This is a genomic window from Haloarcula mannanilytica (assembly GCF_005406125.1).
GTDB lineage: Archaea > Halobacteriota > Halobacteria > Halobacteriales > Haloarculaceae > Haloarcula > Haloarcula mannanilytica.
Genome location: NZ_BIXZ01000008.1, coordinates 42,022 through 62,762 on the forward strand (window position 1 = coordinate 42,022; position 20,741 = coordinate 62,762).

Annotated in this window: 20 protein-coding genes and 1 tRNA gene; 11 read left to right on the plus strand and 10 right to left on the minus strand. The window is 64.4% G+C overall.

Going from position 1 to position 20,741, the window contains the following annotated elements:
- Window positions 1-20: 20 nt before the first annotated feature.
- Window positions 21-941 carry a 2-dehydropantoate 2-reductase gene (locus tag Harman_RS16860; protein ID WP_137684949.1) on the minus strand — a complete coding sequence of 307 codons (921 nt, stop codon included), beginning with the start codon at window positions 939-941 and terminating at the stop codon, window positions 21-23.
- A gap of 80 nt (window positions 942-1,021) precedes the next feature.
- Window positions 1,022-2,443 carry a PAS domain S-box protein gene (locus Harman_RS16865; protein WP_137684950.1) on the minus strand — a complete coding sequence of 474 codons (1,422 nt, stop codon included), beginning with the start codon at window positions 2,441-2,443 and terminating at the stop codon, window positions 1,022-1,024.
- A 247-nt stretch (window positions 2,444-2,690) separates the two neighbouring features.
- Here Harman_RS16865 and Harman_RS16870 point away from each other — a divergent pair, with 247 nt between their 5' ends.
- Complete coding sequence (locus Harman_RS16870; RefSeq protein WP_137684951.1) at window positions 2,691-4,517, plus strand: FAD-binding protein; 1,827 nt, start codon at window positions 2,691-2,693, stop codon at window positions 4,515-4,517.
- A 39-nt stretch (window positions 4,518-4,556) separates the two neighbouring features.
- Here Harman_RS16870 and Harman_RS16875 read toward each other — a convergent pair whose 3' ends face one another.
- On the minus strand, window positions 4,557-4,877 hold the full coding sequence (locus Harman_RS16875) for a cupin domain-containing protein (protein ID WP_200830959.1): 321 nt from the start codon (window positions 4,875-4,877) through the stop codon (window positions 4,557-4,559).
- Between the two features lie 201 nt (window positions 4,878-5,078).
- Between Harman_RS16875 and Harman_RS21275 the strand changes: the two genes are divergently transcribed.
- Window positions 5,079-5,181, plus strand: a tRNA-OTHER gene (locus Harman_RS21275).
- A 314-nt stretch (window positions 5,182-5,495) separates the two neighbouring features.
- Here Harman_RS21275 and Harman_RS16880 read toward each other — a convergent pair.
- Window positions 5,496-5,720, minus strand: a complete 225-nt coding sequence (locus Harman_RS16880) for a DUF7385 family protein (RefSeq protein ID WP_137684952.1) — start codon at window positions 5,718-5,720, stop codon at window positions 5,496-5,498.
- 87 nt (window positions 5,721-5,807) lie between these two features.
- Here Harman_RS16880 and Harman_RS16885 point away from each other — a divergent pair, with 87 nt between their 5' ends.
- The 4 genes from Harman_RS16885 to Harman_RS16900 all read left to right on the plus strand — a co-directional run bounded on the left by Harman_RS16885 (window position 5,808) and on the right by Harman_RS16900 (window position 9,854).
- Window positions 5,808-6,860: a nicotinate-nucleotide--dimethylbenzimidazole phosphoribosyltransferase gene (locus Harman_RS16885; protein ID WP_137684953.1), complete on the plus strand. Its 1,053-nt coding sequence runs from the start codon at window positions 5,808-5,810 to the stop codon at window positions 6,858-6,860.
- Window positions 6,857-8,170, plus strand: coding sequence for a cobyrinic acid a,c-diamide synthase (locus tag Harman_RS16890; protein WP_137684954.1), 1,314 nt, complete (start codon window positions 6,857-6,859; stop codon window positions 8,168-8,170). The genes Harman_RS16885 and Harman_RS16890 overlap by 4 nt, the downstream gene beginning before the upstream one ends.
- Before the next feature lie 77 nt (window positions 8,171-8,247).
- On the plus strand, window positions 8,248-9,057 hold the full coding sequence (gene dacZ / locus Harman_RS16895; protein WP_137684955.1) for a diadenylate cyclase DacZ: 810 nt from the start codon (window positions 8,248-8,250) through the stop codon (window positions 9,055-9,057).
- A gap of 2 nt (window positions 9,058-9,059) precedes the next feature.
- Window positions 9,060-9,854 carry a mechanosensitive ion channel domain-containing protein gene (locus Harman_RS16900; protein WP_137684956.1) on the plus strand — a complete coding sequence of 265 codons (795 nt, stop codon included), beginning with the start codon at window positions 9,060-9,062 and terminating at the stop codon, window positions 9,852-9,854.
- 14 nt (window positions 9,855-9,868) lie between these two features.
- Here the strand turns inward: Harman_RS16900 and Harman_RS16905 are convergent, their stop codons facing one another.
- Genes Harman_RS16905 through purD form a run of 3 tightly spaced genes read right to left on the minus strand, consistent with a single transcriptional unit; the run spans window position 9,869 to window position 13,343 of the window.
- Window positions 9,869-10,417, minus strand: a complete 549-nt coding sequence (locus Harman_RS16905; protein WP_200830970.1) for an acyltransferase — start codon at window positions 10,415-10,417, stop codon at window positions 9,869-9,871.
- Window positions 10,418-10,437: 20 nt separating this feature from the next.
- A complete protein-coding gene (locus Harman_RS16910; RefSeq protein ID WP_137684957.1) occupies window positions 10,438-11,934 on the minus strand; it encodes a TrkH family potassium uptake protein in 1,497 nt (498 codons plus the stop codon).
- Between the two features lie 59 nt (window positions 11,935-11,993).
- Complete coding sequence (gene purD / locus Harman_RS16915; RefSeq protein ID WP_137684958.1) at window positions 11,994-13,343, minus strand: phosphoribosylamine--glycine ligase; 1,350 nt, start codon at window positions 13,341-13,343, stop codon at window positions 11,994-11,996.
- 118 nt (window positions 13,344-13,461) lie between these two features.
- Here purD and Harman_RS16920 point away from each other — a divergent pair, with 118 nt between their 5' ends.
- Both Harman_RS16920 and Harman_RS16925 read left to right on the plus strand, forming a co-directional pair.
- Complete coding sequence (locus Harman_RS16920) at window positions 13,462-13,725, plus strand: hypothetical protein (protein ID WP_137684959.1); 264 nt, start codon at window positions 13,462-13,464, stop codon at window positions 13,723-13,725.
- Window positions 13,726-13,779: 54 nt separating this feature from the next.
- Complete coding sequence (locus Harman_RS16925) at window positions 13,780-15,981, plus strand: thioredoxin domain-containing protein (RefSeq protein WP_137684960.1); 2,202 nt, start codon at window positions 13,780-13,782, stop codon at window positions 15,979-15,981.
- 2 nt (window positions 15,982-15,983) lie between these two features.
- Here the strand turns inward: Harman_RS16925 and Harman_RS16930 are convergent, their stop codons facing one another.
- The gene (locus Harman_RS16930) at window positions 15,984-16,373 is read right to left on the minus strand and encodes a thioredoxin family protein (RefSeq protein ID WP_137684961.1); all 390 of its coding nucleotides are present in this window, start codon (window positions 16,371-16,373) and stop codon (window positions 15,984-15,986) included.
- Window positions 16,374-16,517: 144 nt separating this feature from the next.
- Window positions 16,518-18,179 carry a sensor histidine kinase gene (locus tag Harman_RS16935; RefSeq protein ID WP_137684962.1) on the minus strand — a complete coding sequence of 554 codons (1,662 nt, stop codon included), beginning with the start codon at window positions 18,177-18,179 and terminating at the stop codon, window positions 16,518-16,520.
- An 81-nt stretch (window positions 18,180-18,260) separates the two neighbouring features.
- Between Harman_RS16935 and Harman_RS16940 the strand changes: the two genes are divergently transcribed.
- Window positions 18,261-18,530: a DUF5827 family protein gene (locus tag Harman_RS16940; RefSeq protein ID WP_137684963.1), complete on the plus strand. Its 270-nt coding sequence runs from the start codon at window positions 18,261-18,263 to the stop codon at window positions 18,528-18,530.
- Window positions 18,527-19,351 carry an ATPase gene (locus tag Harman_RS16945; protein WP_137684964.1) on the plus strand — a complete coding sequence of 275 codons (825 nt, stop codon included), beginning with the start codon at window positions 18,527-18,529 and terminating at the stop codon, window positions 19,349-19,351. Before Harman_RS16940 ends, Harman_RS16945 begins: the two co-directional genes overlap by 4 nt.
- 107 nt (window positions 19,352-19,458) lie before the next feature.
- Here Harman_RS16945 and Harman_RS16950 read toward each other — a convergent pair whose 3' ends face one another.
- A complete protein-coding gene (locus Harman_RS16950; protein WP_137684965.1) occupies window positions 19,459-20,034 on the minus strand; it encodes an MBL fold metallo-hydrolase in 576 nt (191 codons plus the stop codon).
- Window positions 20,035-20,146: 112 nt separating this feature from the next.
- Between Harman_RS16950 and Harman_RS16955 the strand changes: the two genes are divergently transcribed.
- A complete protein-coding gene (locus Harman_RS16955) occupies window positions 20,147-20,731 on the plus strand; it encodes a response regulator transcription factor (RefSeq protein WP_137684966.1) in 585 nt (194 codons plus the stop codon).
- Window positions 20,732-20,741: the final 10 nt, after the last annotated feature.

Genomic DNA, 20,741 nt, shown 5'->3' on the forward strand with positions numbered 1-20,741 from the left:
GTCGTGGTCAGGCGCGCCTGTTACTCCCGTCTGGCCGCCGACGGCGACAGAATCGCGGTCACGGCTTCGTTCATCGGAACGTCAACGCCAACGTCATCGGCGTGACGGACCACTGAGCCGTTGAGTGCGTCGAGTTCCATCGGCTTGTCGTGGGTCAGGTCGTAGTGCAGTGAGGAGTACATCCCCGGGTCGAGGTCCTGAGCGAAGTCCAGCCACTCCGAGACGGTATCGTCGGGCAGGTCGACGCCCTCCGCTCGGGCAACGGCACACACTTCCTCGATGAGCCGCCGGTACATCTCCCAGGACGGTTCAGTCTCCCGAATATCGCCGACGGGCCGCCTGGTTGTCGCGGTCATCCCCGCCTGCGCACAGATGAAGGCGAACTTCCGCCAGAGTTCGACGCGGATGTTGTCGGCAAGCACCGCATCGACGCCCTCACAGGCCGAGAGGGCATCGTCTAGCGCCTGAATGCGGTCGGTTCGCTCGCCGTCGAGTTCGCCGTAGATGAACCGGGCCGGCCCACCGGTGTGTTCGATAACCCCGGGTTCCTTGATAGTCGAGAAGATGTAGGCCACGCCGCCGACCACATGGGACTCGTCTAATATCTCGGCCAGCCACGCCTCGTTATCGACGCCGTTCTGGAAGGAGACGACGGCAGTCTCGTCATCGAGCAGCGGGGCCATGTCCGCGGCGGCCGTCCGCGTATCGGTCGACTTTACACAGAGGAGTACGGCGTCGCAGGGTCCCACCTCGGCCGGGTCGTCGGTTGCCGGGAGGTCACCGTCCGTGTCCCCGTGGATGCTCTCGACACGGAGGCCGTCGGACTGCAGCGCAGCCAGATGCTCGCCCCGAGCCATGAGATGGACCTCGTGGCCCGCATCGGCCAATCGTGCGCCGAGATAGCCACCGATACCGCCAGCCCCGAAGATACAGAGTTTCATGTTCCGTACAGCTACAGCGGACCGGGTAAAATTGGTTTGGGGCGGTGACCGCAGACGCGAAGCGAGTGGGTGGCCACCGCTCAGTTATCGCGACAGACAAACTCGAACCGCGCACCGCCGTGTTCGCTGTCGGTCGCGATGATATCCCAGTCATGCGAGTCGGCGATCTGTTCGACGATACACAGTCCGAAGCCGGTCCCCTCCTCGGCCGTCGAGTAGCCGGGTTCGAACAGGTTCTCGGTCCCGTCGACGAACCCCGCGCCGTCGTCCTCGACGTAGAAGCCCCACGGTTCGGTTCCGACCGTGACGGTCACGTCGTCGCCGCCGTGTTCCACGCTGTCGTCGGACTCCGTCCGACTGCCCGTGGAACCATGTTCCACACTGTTCCGAAAGAGGTTCTCAAGTAGTTCCAGCATCGCGCCCTCGTCTGCCGTGACAGTTTCGTCGACTTTGGTGTCCAGTGTCGCGTCCTGTGTGTCGACCATCGACCACGCCTGCTGTGAGAGGCTGTCGAGGTCGACCGTTTCGACTTCTTCGGGGTCGACCCCCTGTTTGGCGAGCACAAGGAGGTCGTCGATGAGCGTATACATCCGGTCGATGCTGCGCTCGGCCCGCTCGAAATGCTCCTCTGCGCCGGTTTCGCGTGCGAGTTCGAGCGAGCCGTCAAGCACGTCCAGCGGGTTCCGGAGGTCGTGACTGATAGCATCCGAGAAGCGTTCGAGGCGCTGGTTCTGTCGCTGTAGCTCCTGCTCGCGCTGTTTCCGCTCGGAAATGTCGCGGGTCGTCACGACGACATGGTCCTCCAGCGGACCGTTTTCGACCTGTTGGCCGCGGGATTCGGCCCAGATCCAGTCGCCGTCGGCGTGGCGGTACCGGTGTTCGATGACGGCGACGTACCCCGGTTCCTCGATCATCCGGCCGAACTCATCGAGGGCGTTCGAGAGGTCGTCGGGATGGACGTATTCGAAGAGATCGGCGTCCTGCATCGTTTCCTGGTCGTAGCCCAGCACCCGTTCGACGGATGGACTGATGTAGTCGACGTTGCCCTCCATGTCGAAGACGGTCAGAACGTCGGAGGTATGCGTGACGAACTGGTGAAAGCGGGCTTCGAACCGTGGCCGATCGCTGACATCGCGGGACGTGAACACTCTGTAGTCACGGTCGATCTCAGCGGTCGGTGAAGCGATGGTTTCGAGCCACACCCAGTCCCCCTCGGCGTTGCGAAACCGATACTCGGTCCCGCCGTCCGCCCGCTCCGTTTCGGTGTCCGAATCCCCGGTTCCGAGGGTCAGTGCGGAGACGACGCGGTCTTTGTCCTCCGGGTGAACGAAATCGAGCCAGTTCGTTCCCACGATTGAATCCGCGTCATACCCCAACACGCGTTCGATAGCCGGGCTGACGAACTGTGTCTCAAGGTCGGGATCGGTTACTGTCAGTACTGCCGGCGCATCGGCCAATATCGCCTCGAAATCGTCTGTCGACGTGAGATACTGGTCTGACATCGGGGTCGGAGCATGACAGCGTCGTGTACAGATACCACGTGTAGCGTCTGGTATCAGCAGTCGATTTACATATATTCACGCCAAATGATATAACTCCATCGGACGGGTCAATAGTTCTGTCTCTCTGACACTCCGAGCCGGCAGTCGGAACGGAACCGCCCCCACTGACGTGACACGTAGTATCGCAACAGGGAGGCTTAAGTTTGGCTAATCCTAAGCCGAAACTACGCCAAGAGACCCTTTCACAATGTACGAACACGATGTCATCGTGGTCGGCGCGGGTGGCGCTGGCCTCAGAGCTGCGATTGCAGCGGACGAAGAGGGTGCGGATGTCGCCCTCGTGACCAAGCTCCATCCGGTTCGGAGCCACACAGGTGCCGCGGAGGGGGGAATCAACGCCGCACTTCAGGAGGGAGACTCCTGGGACCTCCACGCCTACGACACGATGAAGGGGTCCGACTACCTCGGGGACGCCCCTGCTATCGACACCTTCGCCAAGGACGCCCCGGAAGAGGTCATCCAGCTCGAACACTGGGGAATGCCCTTCTCCCGCGAGGACGACGGCCGCGTCTCTCAGCGCCCGTTTGGCGGCCTCTCGTACCCGCGAACGACCTACGCCGGTGCCGAAACCGGCCACCACCTGCTGCACACGATGTACGAGCAGGCGGTCAAGCGCGGTATCGAGGTGTACGACGAGTGGTACGTGACCCAGCTGGCGGTCACCGACCACGACGACCCCGAGGACCGCGTCTGTCACGGCTGTGTCGCCTACGACATCAAGTCCGGCGAGATTCAGGGCTTCCGCGCCAACAACGGCGTGATTCTCGCGACCGGCGGCCTCGGCCAGGCCTTCGACCACACCACGAACGCTGTCGCCAACACCGGCGACGGCTGCGCGATGGCCTACCGCGCCGGCGTCCCGATGGAGGACATGGAGATGATCCAGTTCCACCCGACAACGCTCCCCTCGACGGGCGTCCTCATTTCCGAGGGGGTCCGGGGCGAGGGTGGCATCCTCTACAACGACGACGAAGAGCGGTTCATGTTCGAACACGGTTACGCCAACAACGAGGGGGAACTGGCTTCCCGTGACGTGGTCGCCCGTGCCGAACTAACTGAAGTCAACGAGGGCCGCGGCGTCGAGGACGAGTACGTCGACCTCGATATGCGCCACCTCGGCGAGGAGCGCATCCTCGACCGCCTTGAGAACATCCTCCACCTTGCGGAGGACTTCGAGGGCGTCGACGGTCTCGACGAGCCGATGCCGGTCAAGCCCGGCCAGCACTACGCCATGGGCGGCATCGAGTGCGACGAGAACGGTGAGACGTGTATCGACGGCCTCTATGCCGCCGGCGAGACCGCGTGTGTCTCGCTGCACGGCGCGAACCGACTCGGCGGGAACGCCCTGCCGGAACTGCTCGTGTTCGGCGCTCGCGCCGGCCACCACGCCGCCGGCAAGGACATGAAGACCGCCGAAATCCAGACCGGCCCCTCCGCAAAGAGCGAGCCCGGCAACGTCGAACCGCCGGTCGAACCCGGCGCAATCGACGCCAGCAGCGACGACGTTGCCGCCGACGGGGCGGCAGTCGAACCGCAGTCGGTCCTCGAAAACACCGTCGAACAGGAGCGCCAGCGCATCGAGACCCTCATCGAGTCCGACGGCATCAACCACGCCGAAGTCCGTGCGGACGTTCAGGAGACGATGACCGAGAACGTCAACGTGTTCCGGACGGAGGGGGGCCTAGAAAAGGCCCTTCGGGACCTCCGGACGGCCCGCAAGGAGTACGAGAACGTCGCCGTCGAAGACCCATCCCGGACTTACAACACGGACCTCATTCACACCATCGAGACCCGCAACATCCTCGACGTGGCCGAGGCCATCACGCTCGGCGCGCTCGCCCGCGAGGAGTTCCGCGGCGCTCACTGGCGTGCCGAACACCAGGAGCGCAAGGACGACGAGTGGATCAAGCACACGATGCTGGCCTGGAACGAGGGCCAGCCGGAGCTGTACTACAAACCGGTCATCCTCGAAGGCGACGAGGAGACCTACGAGCCGAAAGTCCGGTCGTACTGACGACCCGACTGTCGGCTTCCGTCGCTGTTTCTGCGCGTTTCACGGTGCGCCGACGAGGACGAACGTGCTTTCGGTGTCGCCGTTGTGAATCGTTCGCTCTGCTTCGGGCGGGAGTCTGATCGCATCGCCCGCATCCAACGTTACCTCCTCACCGTCGACTTCGATAGTTGCCGCGCCCTCAACGAGGACGTACACCTCTTCGTGGCCCTCCTCGGCGTGATCGTGCGGTTTGCCGGTCCAGCCGGCATCACAGTCGAGTACGGTGACGCCCAACCCCTCGCAGTTCAGCGGATCCCGGAGGAAATGCATCGCGTCGGCGACTGGGTCCACGTCGGTGTAGTTGACTTTCGTGTAGCTCACGGGTGCAGGTGTTGCCGTGCAACGTCAAATAAGTTGTTGTGAATCCGATATGATTCGTCTCAGTCGGGACAGCAGTGACCACCTGACTGCAGGTGGTTCTCAGGTATCTGAATCACAAACGAAGCGTCGGTGAGCGCTGAGCCACGGAAACACCCGGAATCATCACTTACTTGGTTGTCAGGACCGTACAGAAGATAGCTTGGAAGGGTGGCTCAGTGGTAGAGCGCTACCGACTGGCATGCCAGATCTCGGTCGGTAGTCACCCCGCAAAGGGCTCCGCGTGGTTCGACTCCCGCCCCTTCCATTGGTTCGCCGGTAGCGACTGCAGTTCACGCACAAAATGTGGCGGTCGCTGTGGAGTTACAATAGAAACGAGCGTCGGAGGGGGGAACCGACGCTCAACAGGAAGTGGAAAGGTACGGAATGTGGGGGGTGGGGGGTGGGGTGGTGCGGCACCAGTACGGTGCCTATCAGAATCAACAGCTACGGTTGTATAAAAAACCAGCGGGGAGATTATCATAGTTGATATCACCGGAGCGCACGCAGACAGACCGCTGTAATGGGATCGAAACGGCCTCGAAAAACTGAATTGCAGGTCCTGTCAGTGGCCGCGAACAGCTATTTGTGGGTGAACAGGACGACGTTACCGTCGTTGATCGTCGTACAGAGGTCCATCTCGAAGTCGAGGTTGAGGGAGGTAAACTCCTGCTTGCAGACGACCATATCGTCGAACGGTTCCGCACAGGAGGGACAGGCCACGGCCGTCGTGTTCTGGTAGGAAGCGATCGCCTCGTTGTCCTCGCGCGGCGTCAGCGACGAGAGGAGTTCGTCGAAATCGTCCATGTTCGGGGAACCGGGAGCCCGTGATATAAATCATGCGCCGCCCGCACCACCACTGTATTAAAGTGGAGTTGTGCTAATACAACTACAATGACTGCATCCGGTGGCGGAACGCGCTTCGCACTCGTCGCAGGGACCACAGAAACCGCCGGGCGGGCGGGGATCAGCGCCGCCGGAGCTGATTCCGAGTTGCTGTCGGTAACGCCCGCGGCGGACGCGGAACTGGTGACCTACGGCAGTCCGGTCCGGACCGATGTCGTTCCTGTCAGTCCGAGCGGCTGTCCGACACCGGCGTTGGTGACGCGGGCCGTTCGTGAGGTGCTGGGACTAGACGTTACGGTTATCGACGGCGGACTGGCGGAAAAGACCGGCGCGCCAACAGTGTCTGTCGGCGCACGGCCGGGCAAAGACATCGCGGAGCAGGACCCAGTGCCGACCGCTCACGGAGCCTTTGCGGCCGCTCGACAGTTCGGCCAGACGCTCCCGGCCGACGAACTCTACCTAGGCGAGTCCATTCCGGGCGGGACGACGACGGCACTCGGCGTCCTTCGGGCACTCGGCGAGAGCGGCATGGTCTCCTCGTCGCTTCCCGAGAACCCGACAGAACAGAAGGAAACACTGGTCGCTGAGGGGCTCCAGGCCAGTTCGCTGGAGCCGGGCGAGGCCGCAGACGAGCCCAAGCGAGCGGTCCGGCGGATGGGCGACCCCGTCCTGGCAACACTCGCCGGACTCACGGCGGGGGCTGTCGAGAGCGACACCGCCGTGACGCTGGCCGGCGGGAGCCAGTGTATCGCCGTCGCTGCGCTGGTCCGGCATGGCGGCTACGCGGGACCGCTCGGACTGGCGACGACGAGCTACGTGGCCGACGACGAGAGCGCCGACGTGCGGGAGTCGGCGGACCGCCTCGACCTCGATCTCACGGTGACAGACCCCGGCTTCGACCGGAGCGTCCACGTCGCCATGGAGCGGTTCGTCGCCGGTGAGGCCAAGGAAGGCGTGGGCATGGGCGGCGCGCTGGCGCTCGCTGACCGCGCCGGCATCCCGATGGCGGAGATTCGGGACCGCTTCGCGGCGATCTACGACGATCTGATCGGTGACCCGGCCACGGGGACGGCGACACCAGAGGAGGAGCCGGGCCGATGAAGGGGGTCGTCCTCGCGGGCACGAGCTCCGGCGTCGGCAAGACCGTTGCGACACTTGCCACGCTCACCGCGCTCGAAGACGCCGGCTATCGGCCCCAGCCCGCCAAAGCCGGCCCTGATTTCATCGACCCGAGCCACCACGAGGCGCTCGTCGAGACGCCCTCGCGGACGCTCGACCCCTGGCTGGCCGGCGAGGACGGCATGCGACGGACCTACTGGCGCGGCGAGGGTGACATCTGCGTCGTGGAGGGTGTGATGGGGCTGTACGACGGGAGCAAGACATCGACGGCAGCCGTCGCCGAGGGACTGGACCTCCCGGTCGTCCTGGTCGTGGACGCGAAGGCCGGCATGGAGAGCGTCGCCGCGACGGCGCTTGGCTTCAAACAGTACGCCGATCAGGTCGGCGTCGACATCGACGTGGCCGGCATCCTCGCCCAGCGCGCCCACGGCGGTCGACACGCCGACGGCATCGAAGACGCGCTGCCCGATGACCTCACCTACTTCGGACGGCTTCCGCCGCTGTCCGATCTGGAGATACCGGACCGACATCTCGGGTTGCACATGGGTTCGGAAGCAGGCCTCGACCGGGCGGCGCTGTCGACGGCCGCGGAGACCATCGCGGTCGAGCGGCTGGTCGACGTGGCACGGACACCGCCCGAGGCCCCACCCGAAGAAACCGACAGCGACGGCTCGCCGACCGACCGCCGGGTCGCTGTCGCAGAGGACAGCGCGTTCTGTTTCACCTACCCCTCCGTGCTCGAACGGCTCCGGTCGGAAGCGACCCTCGAACCGTTCTCGCCGGTCGCCGGCGACCCGGTTCCCGACGCCGACGCGATCTATCTCCCCGGCGGCTATCCGGAACTTCACGGTGAGGCGCTGGAAGCCGGCGGGACGCTCGACGGGATAGCTGACCGTGCCGCTGACGGCGTCCCCGTCTACGGCGAGTGTGGCGGTCTGATGGCGCTGTCGGAGTCGCTGACCTCGACCGACGGCGACACCTACGAGATGGCCGGGGTCCTTCCGGCGGACATCGAGATGCAGGACCGGTATCAGGCGCTCGACCACGTCGAACTGGACGCCCGCGGGGATACCGTGACGGCGGCAGCCGGTGACAGCCTCCGCGGCCACGAGTTCCACTACTCCGCCGCGGACCTCGGCAGCGACGCGTCGTTCGCCTTCGACGTGGTTCGCGGCGACGGTATCGACGGCGACCACGACGGCCTCACGGAGTACACCACGCTCGGGACCTACTGTCACTGCCACGCCGAGAGCGGCGCCTTCGACCGTCTGCTTGAACTGCCTTCGAAGTGAGCCGAACCGTAAACGCCCGTCGGACGCGTGGCTGACCGCCCGCAACCTTTTTTCCGCCTGGCAGCATCGTTCTGATAATGAACGAGTTGCGCGACCTGCTCGGTGACCTGGTCGCAGATGTCGACTCCGTGTTCCTGTTCTCCCCGAACGCATCCTTCTTCGAGGAGTTCGACGAAGTCGACGAAGAGATCGTCGTCGTCGGCCCGGAGAACGCACTCGATGCGGACCCGTTCGTCGAACTGCCGATCGATTTTACCGACCTCGAAGGGCGGCTTCGCTTCGGTATCGAAGGCGCGCTGGAACAGGGCATCGTCGACGAGGGCGACGAGGTGCTCTGTGTGACCCAGATGTTCGACGGCGCTGAGAACACGCTCGTGCGGGTCCAGACCAACGACTTCTCACCCTCCGGCGTGTACGACATGTTCGTCAACTCCAGGGCGGACGCCAGTGTCGTCCGCGATGTCTTCGAGGTCGCTATCGAACTGGGGAAGAAAGGCCAGAAGGGCAAGCCCGTCGGGGCGCTGTTCGTCGTCGGCGATGCCGGCAAGGTGATGAACAAGTCCCGACCGCTGTCGTACAACCCCTTCGAGAAGTCCCACGTCCACGTCGGCGACCCCATCGTCAACGTGATGCTCAAGGAGTTCTCGCGGCTCGACGGTGCCTTTGTCATCTCGGACGCCGGCAAGATCGTCTCCGCGTACCGGTACCTCGAACCCTCCGCGGAGGGGGTCGATATCCCGAAGGGGCTTGGCGCTCGCCACATGGCGGCCGGCGCGGTCACCCGTGACACCATGGCGACAGCTATCGTTCTCTCGGAGAGCGACGGGCTCGTACGGGCGTTCAAGGGCGGGGAACTGGTCCTCGAAATCGATCCCGAGGAGTACTGAGGATGCAGCTTGGCTTCGACTGGGCGACGATAATCAGGCAGGTGTTCTCACCACAGGGAACGTTCGTCTTCTCGCTTGTGGTACTCGGTGCAGGTATCATCCTCGGCTACCTCGTCTGGCGCTCCTCCCGGCGGTTCATGCGCGAACTCGGCGTTCCGGAAGCGGTAGAGGGGACGCCATTCGAGCGGACGGCACGGGGACTGGGCACATCGACCGTCGGTATCGTCTCGAACCTGGCGGCGCTGTTCATCTACATCACGACGGTCACTGCCGTCCTCAACATCGCCCAGCTGACCGACCCGGAGCTGTACTGGGCCCGCTTCACGTCGTTCCTGCCGGACCTGTTTATTGCCCTCTTTGCGGTCATTATCGGCCTCATCGCAGGCGATAAGGCCAAGCTCGTCGTCTCGGAGCGACTGCGCAGCGTCAAGATGCCCGAAGCGACGGTGCTACCCGAACTCGTCAAGTACAGCATCTTCTATCTGGCCGTGCTCATCGCGCTCGGCCAACTCGGCGTCGAGACGCTCGCCCTGCTCATTCTCCTGGCGGCGTATGCCTTCGGGCTGGTGTTCGTCTGCGGGCTGGCACTGAAAGACATCCTGCAGGCCGGTGCAGCGGGTATCTACCTGCTCCTGACAGAGCCATACAGTATCGGCGACGAGATCGTCATCGGCGACCAGAGCGGCATCGTTCAGGAGGTGGATATCCTCGTGACGCGCATCGAAAGTGACGGCGAGGAGTACATCATTCCGAACAAGCGTGTGTTCAATGCCGGTATCGTCCGCATGCGGGACTGAGAGCCGGGACCGCGTTACGTTTGGTCGACCGCCGGTTCGTCGGAACCGAGCGGTTCGGCCGGGACGCCGGCGACGGTCGTTTCGGGTGGGACATCCTCGGTCACGAGCGAGTTCGCCGCGACCTGTGCGCCCGCGCCGATTTCGACGCCGGGGAGGACAATCGCGCCCGCCCCAATCATCGCCCGTTCGCCGACGACGACCTCGCCGGTTCGGTACTCTTCCTGCAAGAACTCGTGACACAGCAGCGTCGCGTCGTAGCCGATGATGGCGTGGTCCTCGACGGTGATGAGTTCCGGCCAGAACACGTCCGGCGTCGACTCCAGGCCCCAGGCGACGCCGTCGCCGACGGTAACGCCCAGGCGGGACAGCAGCCAGTTCTTCAGCCGGAGGCTCGGCGAGACCCGACAGATGAGGATGACGACGTAGTTGACCATCACCCGGAGGAGGTGTTTGCCGTCCGGCCACGGGAACAGCGAGTTGTGCGGGCCGGGCGTCGGATGCTGGGTCAAACGGTCGTGTCGTGGACCACTCACGTCCGTCGTGTACGGGGCCGCGGTAATCAAACCCGTCGGCTCACCTTCGGTCACCGCGTCCAGAACGTCGGCGTCAGCATCACCATCACTGGGACGATTTCGATACGGCCGATCCACATCAGCAAGACCATCAGCACCTTGCTCGACCGGGCGAATCCCTCGTAGGTCCCATAGGGGCCGGCCCGACCGAACGCCGGGCCGATATTGAAAAACATCGACGCGGCGGCGCTGAGCGCTTCGAATTCAGTTATCGGCGTCCCGGAAAGCTCCCCGTCGATGACGAGCAAGAGCGTACCGAAAATAAAGAACACCAGCGCGACCAGCGTGTAGGCGTACACGTCCCGGACAGTGTTCTCCTTGATGGCCTCGCCGCTGAGCCGGACTGGCCGGACGCTCTGACGGTGGGCCGAGACGTTCAGGTCCCGCCAGAACGACTTGGTGACGATGAGCCAGCGTAGCGTCTTCACCGAACAGGTCGTGCTCCCGGCCATGCCGCCGATGAACATCATCACGAAGAGGACGTTCTTCGCGCCGGCCGACCAGGTGTTGAAATCCGTCGAGGCGTAGCCGGTGGTCGTGACGATTGCAGCGGTCTGGAACACGGCGTGTCGGATCGTTTCCCCGACACCGCCGGCTACCCCCTGGTCGAGCAAGAGCAGGGCACCGACCAGCAGCGAGCCGACGCCGAGAATCCCCAGGTAGAAGTGGAACTCCTCGCTGTCCCGGAGGCGGTCGGTGTCACCCCGAACGAGGGCATACAGCAGGACGAAGTTCGTCGCCCCGACAATCATGAACAGCGTCACCGCCCACTGGACGGCCGGCGAGAACGCGCCGATGCTCTCGGCCCGCGGGGAGAAGCCGGCCGTCGCGATGGCGGTGAAGGCGTGAGCAATCGCGTCGAAAAGCGTCATTTCCGGCGCGAGGCCGCTCGCTCCCAGCGCGAACAGAATGACCGCTGCGGCGGCTGTCAGTCCCAGATACAGCGAGCCGAGGATGCGCGCCGTCTCCTCGATGCCGGGGGTGAGCTTCGTGACGTTCTCCGTCCGCGTCTCGGTCTCCATGAGCTGTGCGCCGGCGACCGAGAGCCGCGAGAGCACAGCCGTCGCGAGCAGAAGCACCCCCAGCCCGCCGAGCCACTGGAGAACCTGCCGCCACATCAGCAGCGCCTGCGAGTGCACATCGAAGTCCCTGATGACTGTTGCGCCGGTGGTCGTGATGCCGCTCATCCCCTCGAACAGGGCGTTGACCGGGCTGGCGAATACGCCGGTCCCCTCGACGTACAGCGGTATTGCGCCGATGACGGCGATAGCGAGCCAGGCCAGCGACACCGTCAGGAACGCCTCACGGTCGCCGATGCGGTCGCGCGGGAGGCGAGCGAGCGCCGTGCCGACACCGAGCGTAATCGCTATCGTGCCTAGATACGGAAGCAGCCACTCACCGTAGATGACGGCGACTGCGGCGGGAATCACCAGCGGGACGGCCAGCCACTGCAAGATTGCGCCAAGAACGCTGAGCGACGACCGAACGTCGACAGTGGTCAACGCCACCGAGACTCACCACCTGTAGCTCTGTGCGTTCTGCCTGCTGGTGCCGACAGCACGGATGCTCAGTCCGCGCCGCCGCGGATGTCGTTCATGTGGTCGATGCGCTGCTGGACGAGGTCGGCCTTCCCGATGTCGTGGCGGACCCGAAGGCCTTCCGTGCCGGCCCGCTGGAGCGCCTCCTCGGCAATGGCCTCCGCGCCCCCGATTGTCTCGGCCAGGCCGACGACGGCGTAGGACCGAGAGGTGGTCGTGTAGATGCCGTCCTCGCGGTCGTCGACGCTGGCGTAGAACAGCAGCGCCTCCGGAGCCGTCTCCGCGTCGTCGGACTGCTCGCGGTGCTCCGCAACGACTTCCGCGAGCACGTCGTCGTCGATGGTCACCTTCGCCCCGGCGTCGGGGTCGGTCGGGTAGCCGTCCGGGACGGCGTACTTGCAGACGGTCGCCATTGGGCGAAAGGAGAGCTGTGGCAGGGGTTCGTCGTCGCGGGCAGCGGTCAACACGTCGAGGAAATCGGTGTTCAGCACCGGCAGCGTGTTCATCGCCTCGGGGTCGCCAAAGCGAGCGTTGAACTCCACCACGCGCGGGCCGGTCTCGGTGAGCATGAACTGGCCGTAGAGGACGCCCTTGTAGCCCTCAAGCGCATCGACCGTCGCACGGAGTACGTCGACGGCGTCCATGTAGTCGTCCTCGTCCATGAACGGCAGGTGGAGGCTGGAATCGGAGTAGCTCCCCATCCCGCCGGTGTTCGGTCCTTCGTCGCCCTCGTAAGCGCGCTTGTGGTCCTGTACCGCCGGCGTGACGCGCAGTTGGCCGTTGGCGACGAACGCCTGCACTGTGAACTCCTCGCCGACCAGGCGCTCTTCGAGCACGACGCGGTCGTAGTCGGAGCTCCGGAGGTACTCCTTGGCTTCCTCGGCGGTACACTGGTCGCCGATGACACGGACGCCCTTGCCGCCGGTGAGGCCGGCGGGCTTGACCGCGAGGTCGCCGTCGTACTCGTCGATGTACTCGCAGGCGGCGTCCATGTCCTCGAACGTCTCGAAGTCCGGGCAGCCCGGGATGTCGTGTTCCCGCATGAACCGCCGCTGGAACGCCTTGTCCGTCTCGATACGGGCCTCCTGCTCCTGTGGTCCGAAGGTGTAGATACCGGCGTCGTCAAGCGCGTCGGCGACCCCGGCGGCGAGTGCCGCCTCCGGGCCGATGACGGCAAGCGTCGCGTCGACCTCCCGAGCGTACGTCGTCACGGCCTTTGGGTTGGTCGTGTCGAGTGCCTCGAAGCCGTCGGCGAGGGCGACGATGCCCGGGTTCCGGTTCCCCGCACAGGCATAGAGGTCCGCAGGCGAGTCCGCGAGCGAACGCGCAATCGCGTGTTCCCGGCCGCCGCCACCCACGAGCAGCACTGTCTCTGTCATACTCGAAGGCCGGATTGGCTCTCACCTAAGTATTGTCTTTTCGCCGGTTTCTGCCCGTCGGAGGTGGGTCCTGTACGGACCGGGAACTACTTCACTGCCTCTCGTGACCCACAGGTGGATGCCCGCTGACCGCCCCTTTGTCGACCCCGCAACAGGAGAACTGGAACCGAATCAGATTATGTCGGAGGTCATTCCGCTGGCCAAGCTCATCGGCGTGTTCGTCGGTGGGGCTTTCCTTCCGTACGGCTTCGCGTTCTTCGGCTCGGATAGTTCAGCCCTCGGTGTAGTACTGACCCTGATCGGTGAATTTGTTCTCGCTGTCGGGGCGGGCGTCGTCCTCATCTACGTCATCGCCCGCGGAATTCGGCTGGCTGAGGTGTAGTTCCGTACTGCCGCCGTCGGACTCCTTTTCACCGCGGCGCTCCCAGCCACGGGTATGAGCGACGCCACGGACCCGACATCCCGCAACCGACTCGACGAGGCGGAGAGCCCGTATCTCCGCCAGCACGCGGACAACCCCGTCAACTGGCAGCCATGGGACGAGACAGCCCTGGAGGCCGCAAAGGAGCGTGATGTCCCTATCTTCCTCTCAATCGGCTATGCGGCCTGTCACTGGTGTCACGTCATGGAAGAGGAGAGCTTCGAGGATGAGGCCATCGCCGAGCAGCTCAACGAGAACTTCATCCCGATAAAGGTCGACCGCGAGGAGCGCCCGGACCTCGATTCGGTGTACATGAGCATCTGCCAGCAGGTAACCGGCGGCGGTGGCTGGCCGCTGTCGGCCTGGCTCACGCCGGAGGGGGAGCCGTTCTACGTCGGGACGTACTTCCCGCCCGAGGAAAAACGCGGCCAGCCGGGCTTTGGCGACCTGCTGGAGCGGCTTGCGGATTCGTGGTCGGACCCCGAACAGCGCGAAGAAATGGAGAACCGCGCCCGGCAGTGGACCGAAGCCATCGAGAGCGACCTCGAAGCAACACCGGCCGACCCCGAGGACCCCGCAGAGGATATCATCCAGACCGCGGCGACCATCGCCCACCGCGGGGCCGACCGACAGGACGGCGGCTGGGGCTCCGGCGGGCCGAAGTTCCCCCAGAACGGGCGGCTGCACGCGCTCCTGCGAGCCTATTCTGATGGTGGGCAGGAAGACTACCTGAACGTCGTCGAGGAAACCCTGGACGTGATGGCCGACCGGGGACTGTACGACCACGTCGGCGGGGGCTTCCACCGCTACGCGACGGACCAGCAGTGGGCCGTCCCGCACTTCGAGAAGATGCTGTACGACAACGCCGAGATCCCTCGCGCCTTCCTCGCCGGCTACCAGGCCATCGGCTCGGAGCGCTACGCGTCGGTCGTCCGGGAGACTTTCGAGTTCGTCCAGCGCGAGCTACAACACCCTGACGGCGGCTTCTTCAGTACGCTGGACGCGGAGAGCGCGCCAGATAGCGAGTCGCTACGCGACTCGGAACAGTCGAGCGGGGAAAGCCCGCGAGACAACCCCGACGGCGAGACCGAAGAGGGGCTGTTCTACGTCTGGACGCCCGAGCAGGTCCACGACGCCGTCGACGACGAGACTGACGCGGAGGTCTTCTGTGACTACTTCGGCGTCACGGAGCGGGGCAACTTCGAGGGCGGAACGGTCCTCGCGGTTCGGAAGCCGGTGGCGGTGCTGGCCGAGGAGTACGGCCAGAGCGAGGACGAAATCACCGAGCGGCTTCAACGCGCCCTGAACGAGACGTTCGAGGCCCGCACAGAGCGTCCGCGACCGGCCCGCGACGAGAAGATTCTCGCTGGGTGGAACGGCCTGATGATTCGGGCGCTGGCCGAGGGCGCTATCGTCCTCGACGACGCCTACGCCGACGTGGCTGCCGACGCCCTCTCGTTCGTCCGGGAGCACCTGTGGGACGCCGACGTGAACCGCCTCAACCGCCGGTACAAGGACGGCGACGTGGCCATCGACGGGTATCTGGAGGACTACGCGTTCCTCGGCCGCGGCGCGCTGACGCTGTTCGAGGCGACCGGCGACGTGGACCACCTGGCGTTCGCGATGGACCTCGCGGACGCAATCACGGAGGCGTTCTGGGACGACGACGAGGGCACGCTGTTTTTCACGCCGACCGGCGGCGAGTCGCTGGTCGCCCGCCCGCAGGAACTCACAGACCAGTCGACCCCATCCAGTACCGGCGTCGCGGTCGACCTCCTCCTGTCGCTGTCGCATTTCAGCGCCGACGACCGCTTCGAAGAGGTCGCCGAGCGGGTCATCCGGACCCACGCCGACCGCGTCTCCTCGAACCCACTCCAGCACGCCTCGCTCACGCTGGCGACGGACACCTACGAGCAGGGCGCGCTGGAACTCACGCTGGTCGGCGACCAGTCGGCGTACCCGAACGAATGGACGGCAACGCTCGCCGAACGCTACGTTTCGCGCCGCCTGGTGGCCCACCGACCGGCTGACGATAGCGAATTCGAGCAGTGGCTCGACGCGCTGGATCTGGACGAGTCGCCGCCCATCTGGGCCGGCCGCGAGCAGGTCGACGGCGATCCGACGGTGTACGCCTGCCGGAACTTCGCCTGTTCGCCGCCGAAACACGACCTCGGGACGGCGTTAGAATGGGGTGCAGCAACCGACGAATCAGTGTAGTCTCACGCCATCGCGTCTTCGATCTGGTCGGCCAGATACACGGCGATGGGGACCGGTTCTTCCTCGACGAAGCGGGCGATCTCCTCGCCGTCGTGTTCGACGACGACGGTCGGGATGAGTTCGATGTCGTACTCCTCGACCTTCGGGCCGGTCTTCGAGCCGTCCTCTTCCTTCTCGACGGGGTAGTGGTGAATCTGGGCGTCCGGCACGCCGGCGGCTTTCAGGGCCGCCCCGAAGTCGGGGAGTTGCGCCCGGCAGTCCTTACACCAGTCGCCGCCCCAGATCTTGTATTCGAGCTCGTCAGCGTAGCGTGTGAGAACGTCGACAGTGTCGGAGTAGGCGTCTTCGACCCACACCGGATTCGGCTCCATGGTTTCGAGCGTCTGACTCATAGCTGGCTATATGTATTCAGGGGGCTTGAAATCCCCGGCCACGAATCCGCGTTTTCAGACGGGTGGCAACCGGAAAACCAGTGTTTCGTACGGAGTTGTACCGGAGTGACCGACGGCGGATGCACGGACCGGCCAACAATCCGATCAGACAGTCACCGTCGGTTCCGGCTCCAGCCCGGTAACGACGAGTTTCGCACCGCCGGACTGGCTTGCAGCCATCTCAATCTCCCACCCGTGTGAATCAATGACGTGCCTGACGATGGCCAGACCGAGGCCGGTCCCCGATTCGGAACTGGTCACGCCGTGTTCGAACACGTCCTCGCGCTCCTCGGGCGGCACGCCGGGGCCGTCGTCGCTGACTATAAATCCGTCATCGGCGGCGTCGACCCGTACCGTCACCGCGGAGCCGCCGTGTTCCACGGCATTTCGGAACACGTTCTCGAACAGCTGAAGGAGCTGGTCGCGGTCGCCGACGATTTCGCGGTCGCCGTCGATCTGCAGCGTCGCCTCGGCGGTGTCAACGTGGGCCCAGGCCGCCTTTGCCAGGGCGGCGAGCCGTAACTCAACCCGGTCGGTCGACTTCTCATCGCGGGCGAAGGCAAGCACCTCATCGATGAGACTACTCATCCGGTCGTGGGCCGCCTCGACGCGGTCGAACTCCTCCGGGTCGTTGCGCTCCCGGGCTAGCGCCAGCCGACCGGAGGCCACGTTCAGCGGGTTCCGCAGGTCGTGTGAGAGAACGGCAGCGAACTGGTCGAGCTGCTGGTTCCGGCGTTCTAACTCGCGCTCGCGCTCTTTCTGTTCGGTGATTTCGTGGACGAGGAACACGCGCCCGACCAGCGCGTCGCGGGAGTCATACAGTGGCGAGAGATGCACGTCGAAAAACCGGTCGTTCTGTTCGACAACGGCCTGGGTTTCTTCGGTTTCGTCGCCCAGCCCGCGGAACTGTTCGAGTAGCTCCGGCGACGTTTCGAGCACGTTCTCGACGGATTGTCCGACAATGGACTCCGCTCCGAGTAGCCGACGGCCGGCGTCGTTGGCATCGATTATCGTATCCTTCGTGTCGACGACGAACACGGCGCTGTTGAGGGACTCGACCACCTCTCGGTAGGCGACCGGCGAAATGTCGAGCAGTCGGCCCCTGAAAAACGCCCACGAGAGGACCAGTCCGGTACCTGCAAGCAACAGCGGGGTGAGTTCGATTCGCGTGTCGCCGAAGACGCTGAGGACACTGCCGAACCACGGGAGGAAGATCGACAGCAGGATCGCGTACACCTGCTTTCTGTAGAGGCTGCCGGAGACGAGCGCATAATGGATGATGAGTGCACTCGAAACGGCGACGAGCGCGTAGGAGTACACGAGGTGCCCCCAGAACACTGACCCGAGAGTGAACTCCCAACCGTACATGCCCGCCCCCGTCGGGCCGGACACGCTGTATATCAGCCCGTCAGGACCGACAACGAGTGCGGCAAAGAACACGATTGGTTCGACAGTCAAGAGTCCGTAGGTCCAGTTACTGAGGAAACGCTCCCGGTCAGTGTACGCCAGCGCGAACACGAACAGGCCGGCCATCGCTGGCATCACACCGACAAACACACCGTACGCAAAGAGAACGGCCAACTCGCTGCCGCGGGTCAGAATGCCAGCCGCTTCGCAGAAACACCAGATCGTGAGCCCGGCCAGCAGGACAGACAGGGCCGTCCCACCAGCGGAATCCCGACGAGTCCAGGCGAACGCCGACAGCGCCCCGAGGATCACTGCTACCACAAGCAGCAGAAAGGCGTACCCGACAAACAGCGAAACCATCACCCATATGTTCATCTCCCTCTGTAAAGCAGTTCCGGCCAGTTCGAGGGATTTACCCACTCGCTCGGCATACCGGGGGGTATGCCTGTCGACAGAGCAGAGTTCGACGAGATACTGTCGTTCGAACTCCACGAACCAGCGGACATTCTCGACCCCGACAAACTGTACACCATCCCGGAACTGGCCCGTCTCCTGCAGGGCCTCCCGGCGGACGCCGAACTCAGCGAGGCCAACGAGTCGGTGTTCATCGACTGGGCGATTCCGTGGATGATATTCAATCAGGACGACCTCGTGATCGCCGACCCGCAGGACGACGACGTAGTCGGGCTGTACGGCCTCGCTGAGTCATGAAACTACTCGTCGCCGGCAGCGACCGCGTCGACGCGGGCAAGACTACGTTCAGTGTCGGTCTGCTGGAGCGGACCAGCGCACAGGGGTTCAAGCCCAGAGCGGGCAACAACTACTGGTTCGACCACGACGATTACCAGCGGGCGACGAGCGAGGGGCGGCTGTACGGCAAGGACGCCAAGCGCCTCGCCGCCGCGTCCCCGGGCGACGTGGCCCCGGAAGAGATCAATCCCATCCATCGGCTCTGGCACCCGTCGCCGGGAGCCGAAGCCGGCCTGCTCGGCAAGGACGACCAGCAGTTCGTCGTCGACCGGGTTGGCCGGCCGAGTTCCGAAACGGGCGTCGAGTACGTCGTCAACGGAACTGTCGACCTGCCCGACTCCGTCGCCGAGCGGCTCCCGGTTTCCGACGCGCCGCGGGTCACGTCGGTCCCGGACTTCAACGACCTGATGCGCGTGATGCACGTCGAGGCACTTGAGTCACTGGCCGCGGACATCGAGGCGACGGACCGGGCGGTCGTCGAGTCCTACGGCGACGTGGCCCGGCCGCTGTCTGGGATCGAACCGGACGCCGTGGCCGTCGTCGAACCGGGCCGTGCCCGTATCTACGACGGCGACCGGTACAGCAAGGCCTGCCAGATAGCCACCGGCGGCCCCGGCGACGGCCAACTGGAGGAGCGGGTGCCGAAGGTCGTCGACCTCATCGAGCAGGCCGCCGCGGTGCGACTCCCCGCCCTCGACAGCGAGCAGCGCAGCGACCCGGCGGCTGTCGCCGATGCGTACGACCACGCCTACGACGCGTTACTGGCCTGTGCGTTCGAGTGATAGTGATTATTGTAGCGATTTACCGGTATGCGCCGGCCCCGTGGGCGGCGCTATCCGGAAATAATCTACAATAATCACTATGAAACACTGTCCTTTCTGCGCTGTCGTCAGAACTGCGCGGCCTGCAACGCCAGTTCGATGTCCTGATACGGCGCGTCGGTGACGCTCGGCCCGTGGCCGGTGTGCATCGCCTGTAAGTCCTCGTCGACAACGGACAGCACCCGCTCGATGCTGTCGACGAGCAGGTCCCGGTCGCCCTCTTCGAGGTCAGTCCGGCCGAAGCTTCCGTTGGCGAACACGAGATCGCCGGCAAACAGGACCCCCGCAGCGTCCGAGTAGAAGCAGAGGTGGTCGTCCTTGTGGCCGGGGGTGTGCAGCGCCCGGTAGTCGTGGTCGCCCAACTGGACCGTCTCGTCGTCGGCGATGGCGTGCTCGATACCGTCCTGGTCGGTGTCGTAGCCGTACACCGGCACGTCGAAGGCATCGACGACGCTGTCGAGATTATTGACGTGGTCGTAGTGCGTGTGGGTGACGATGACGGCGTCAAGGTCGTCAGTGTGGTCCGCAACGGCCGACACCACGTCGAACTCGTTGCCGACATCCACAAGAACAGTGCGGTCCCCGGTGATGAGGAAGACGTTACTCGTGAACACCTGTTGGCCGCGGGCGAGGTTTCGAATCATTAGCCGTCTGTTGGCCGTCGTCCCGGATGTGGGTATCGTTCTGTCACCGGCCGCAATGACGCACCCACAGGGCTATGTACGTGGATATGCAAACGGGGGATAGTAGAACATTATGTCAGATTCGGACCTACCTGTGGTGCTTATTGTCGAAGACGAACCAGATGTTGCCGAGACGTACAAACTGTGGCTGCAACAGGAGTATGAGGTCCGCATGGCACAGAACGGTGACGAGGGCCTGGAGCAACTGGACGCGGATGTCGACGTGGTGTTACTCGACCGGATGATGCCCGGGCTCTCCGGGGACGAAGTGCTCGAACGGATTCGCGAGCGGGATCTGGGCTGTCGAGTAGCGATGGTCACCGCCGTCGAACCGGACTTCGACATTCTGGAGATGGGCTTTGACGCCTACCTATCGAAGCCGATTCGCAGCGAACAGCTCCACGAGACGGTCGACAATCTGCTCGACCGTTCCGAGTACGACTCCCTGCTACAGGAGTACTACGCACTCGTCGAGAAGCAGGCGACACTCGAAGCGACGAAATCGAGCGCGGAACTGGCGGAAAGCGACCAGTATGACGAATTAACCGAACGCGTCGCGGAGATGCGAGACGACCTCTCGGAGACGCTGGGTGGCATCGAAGACGATTCCGATTTCATCGCAACGCTTCGCGGACTGAGCGACGATGACGACAACTGAGCGACAAACA

Coding starts and splice junctions, on each gene's coding strand:
- Harman_RS16860 (WP_137684949.1), bottom strand. CDS start 941: ATGAAACTCTGTATCTTCGGGGCTGGCGGTATCGGTGGCTATCTCGGC.
- Harman_RS16920 (WP_137684959.1), top strand. CDS start 13,462: ATGCCCGCTGACCGCCCCTTTGTCGACCCCGCAACAGGAGAACTGGAA.
- Harman_RS16870 (WP_137684951.1), top strand. CDS start 2,691: ATGTACGAACACGATGTCATCGTGGTCGGCGCGGGTGGCGCTGGCCTC.
- Harman_RS16865 (WP_137684950.1), bottom strand. CDS start 2,443: ATGTCAGACCAGTATCTCACGTCGACAGACGATTTCGAGGCGATATTG.
- Harman_RS16880 (WP_137684952.1), bottom strand. CDS start 5,720: ATGGACGATTTCGACGAACTCCTCTCGTCGCTGACGCCGCGCGAGGAC.
- Harman_RS16935 (WP_137684962.1), bottom strand. CDS start 18,179: ATGGTTTCGCTGTTTGTCGGGTACGCCTTTCTGCTGCTTGTGGTAGCA.
- Harman_RS16955 (WP_137684966.1), top strand. CDS start 20,147: ATGTCAGATTCGGACCTACCTGTGGTGCTTATTGTCGAAGACGAACCA.
- Harman_RS16930 (WP_137684961.1), bottom strand. CDS start 16,373: ATGAGTCAGACGCTCGAAACCATGGAGCCGAATCCGGTGTGGGTCGAA.
- Harman_RS16945 (WP_137684964.1), top strand. CDS start 18,527: ATGAAACTACTCGTCGCCGGCAGCGACCGCGTCGACGCGGGCAAGACT.
- Harman_RS16925 (WP_137684960.1), top strand. CDS start 13,780: ATGAGCGACGCCACGGACCCGACATCCCGCAACCGACTCGACGAGGCG.
- Harman_RS16885 (WP_137684953.1), top strand. CDS start 5,808: ATGACTGCATCCGGTGGCGGAACGCGCTTCGCACTCGTCGCAGGGACC.
- dacZ (WP_137684955.1), top strand. CDS start 8,248: ATGAACGAGTTGCGCGACCTGCTCGGTGACCTGGTCGCAGATGTCGAC.
- Harman_RS16900 (WP_137684956.1), top strand. CDS start 9,060: ATGCAGCTTGGCTTCGACTGGGCGACGATAATCAGGCAGGTGTTCTCA.
- Harman_RS16950 (WP_137684965.1), bottom strand. CDS start 20,034: ATGATTCGAAACCTCGCCCGCGGCCAACAGGTGTTCACGAGTAACGTC.
- Harman_RS16890 (WP_137684954.1), top strand. CDS start 6,857: ATGAAGGGGGTCGTCCTCGCGGGCACGAGCTCCGGCGTCGGCAAGACC.
- Harman_RS16940 (WP_137684963.1), top strand. CDS start 18,261: ATGCCTGTCGACAGAGCAGAGTTCGACGAGATACTGTCGTTCGAACTC.
- purD (WP_137684958.1), bottom strand. CDS start 13,343: ATGACAGAGACAGTGCTGCTCGTGGGTGGCGGCGGCCGGGAACACGCG.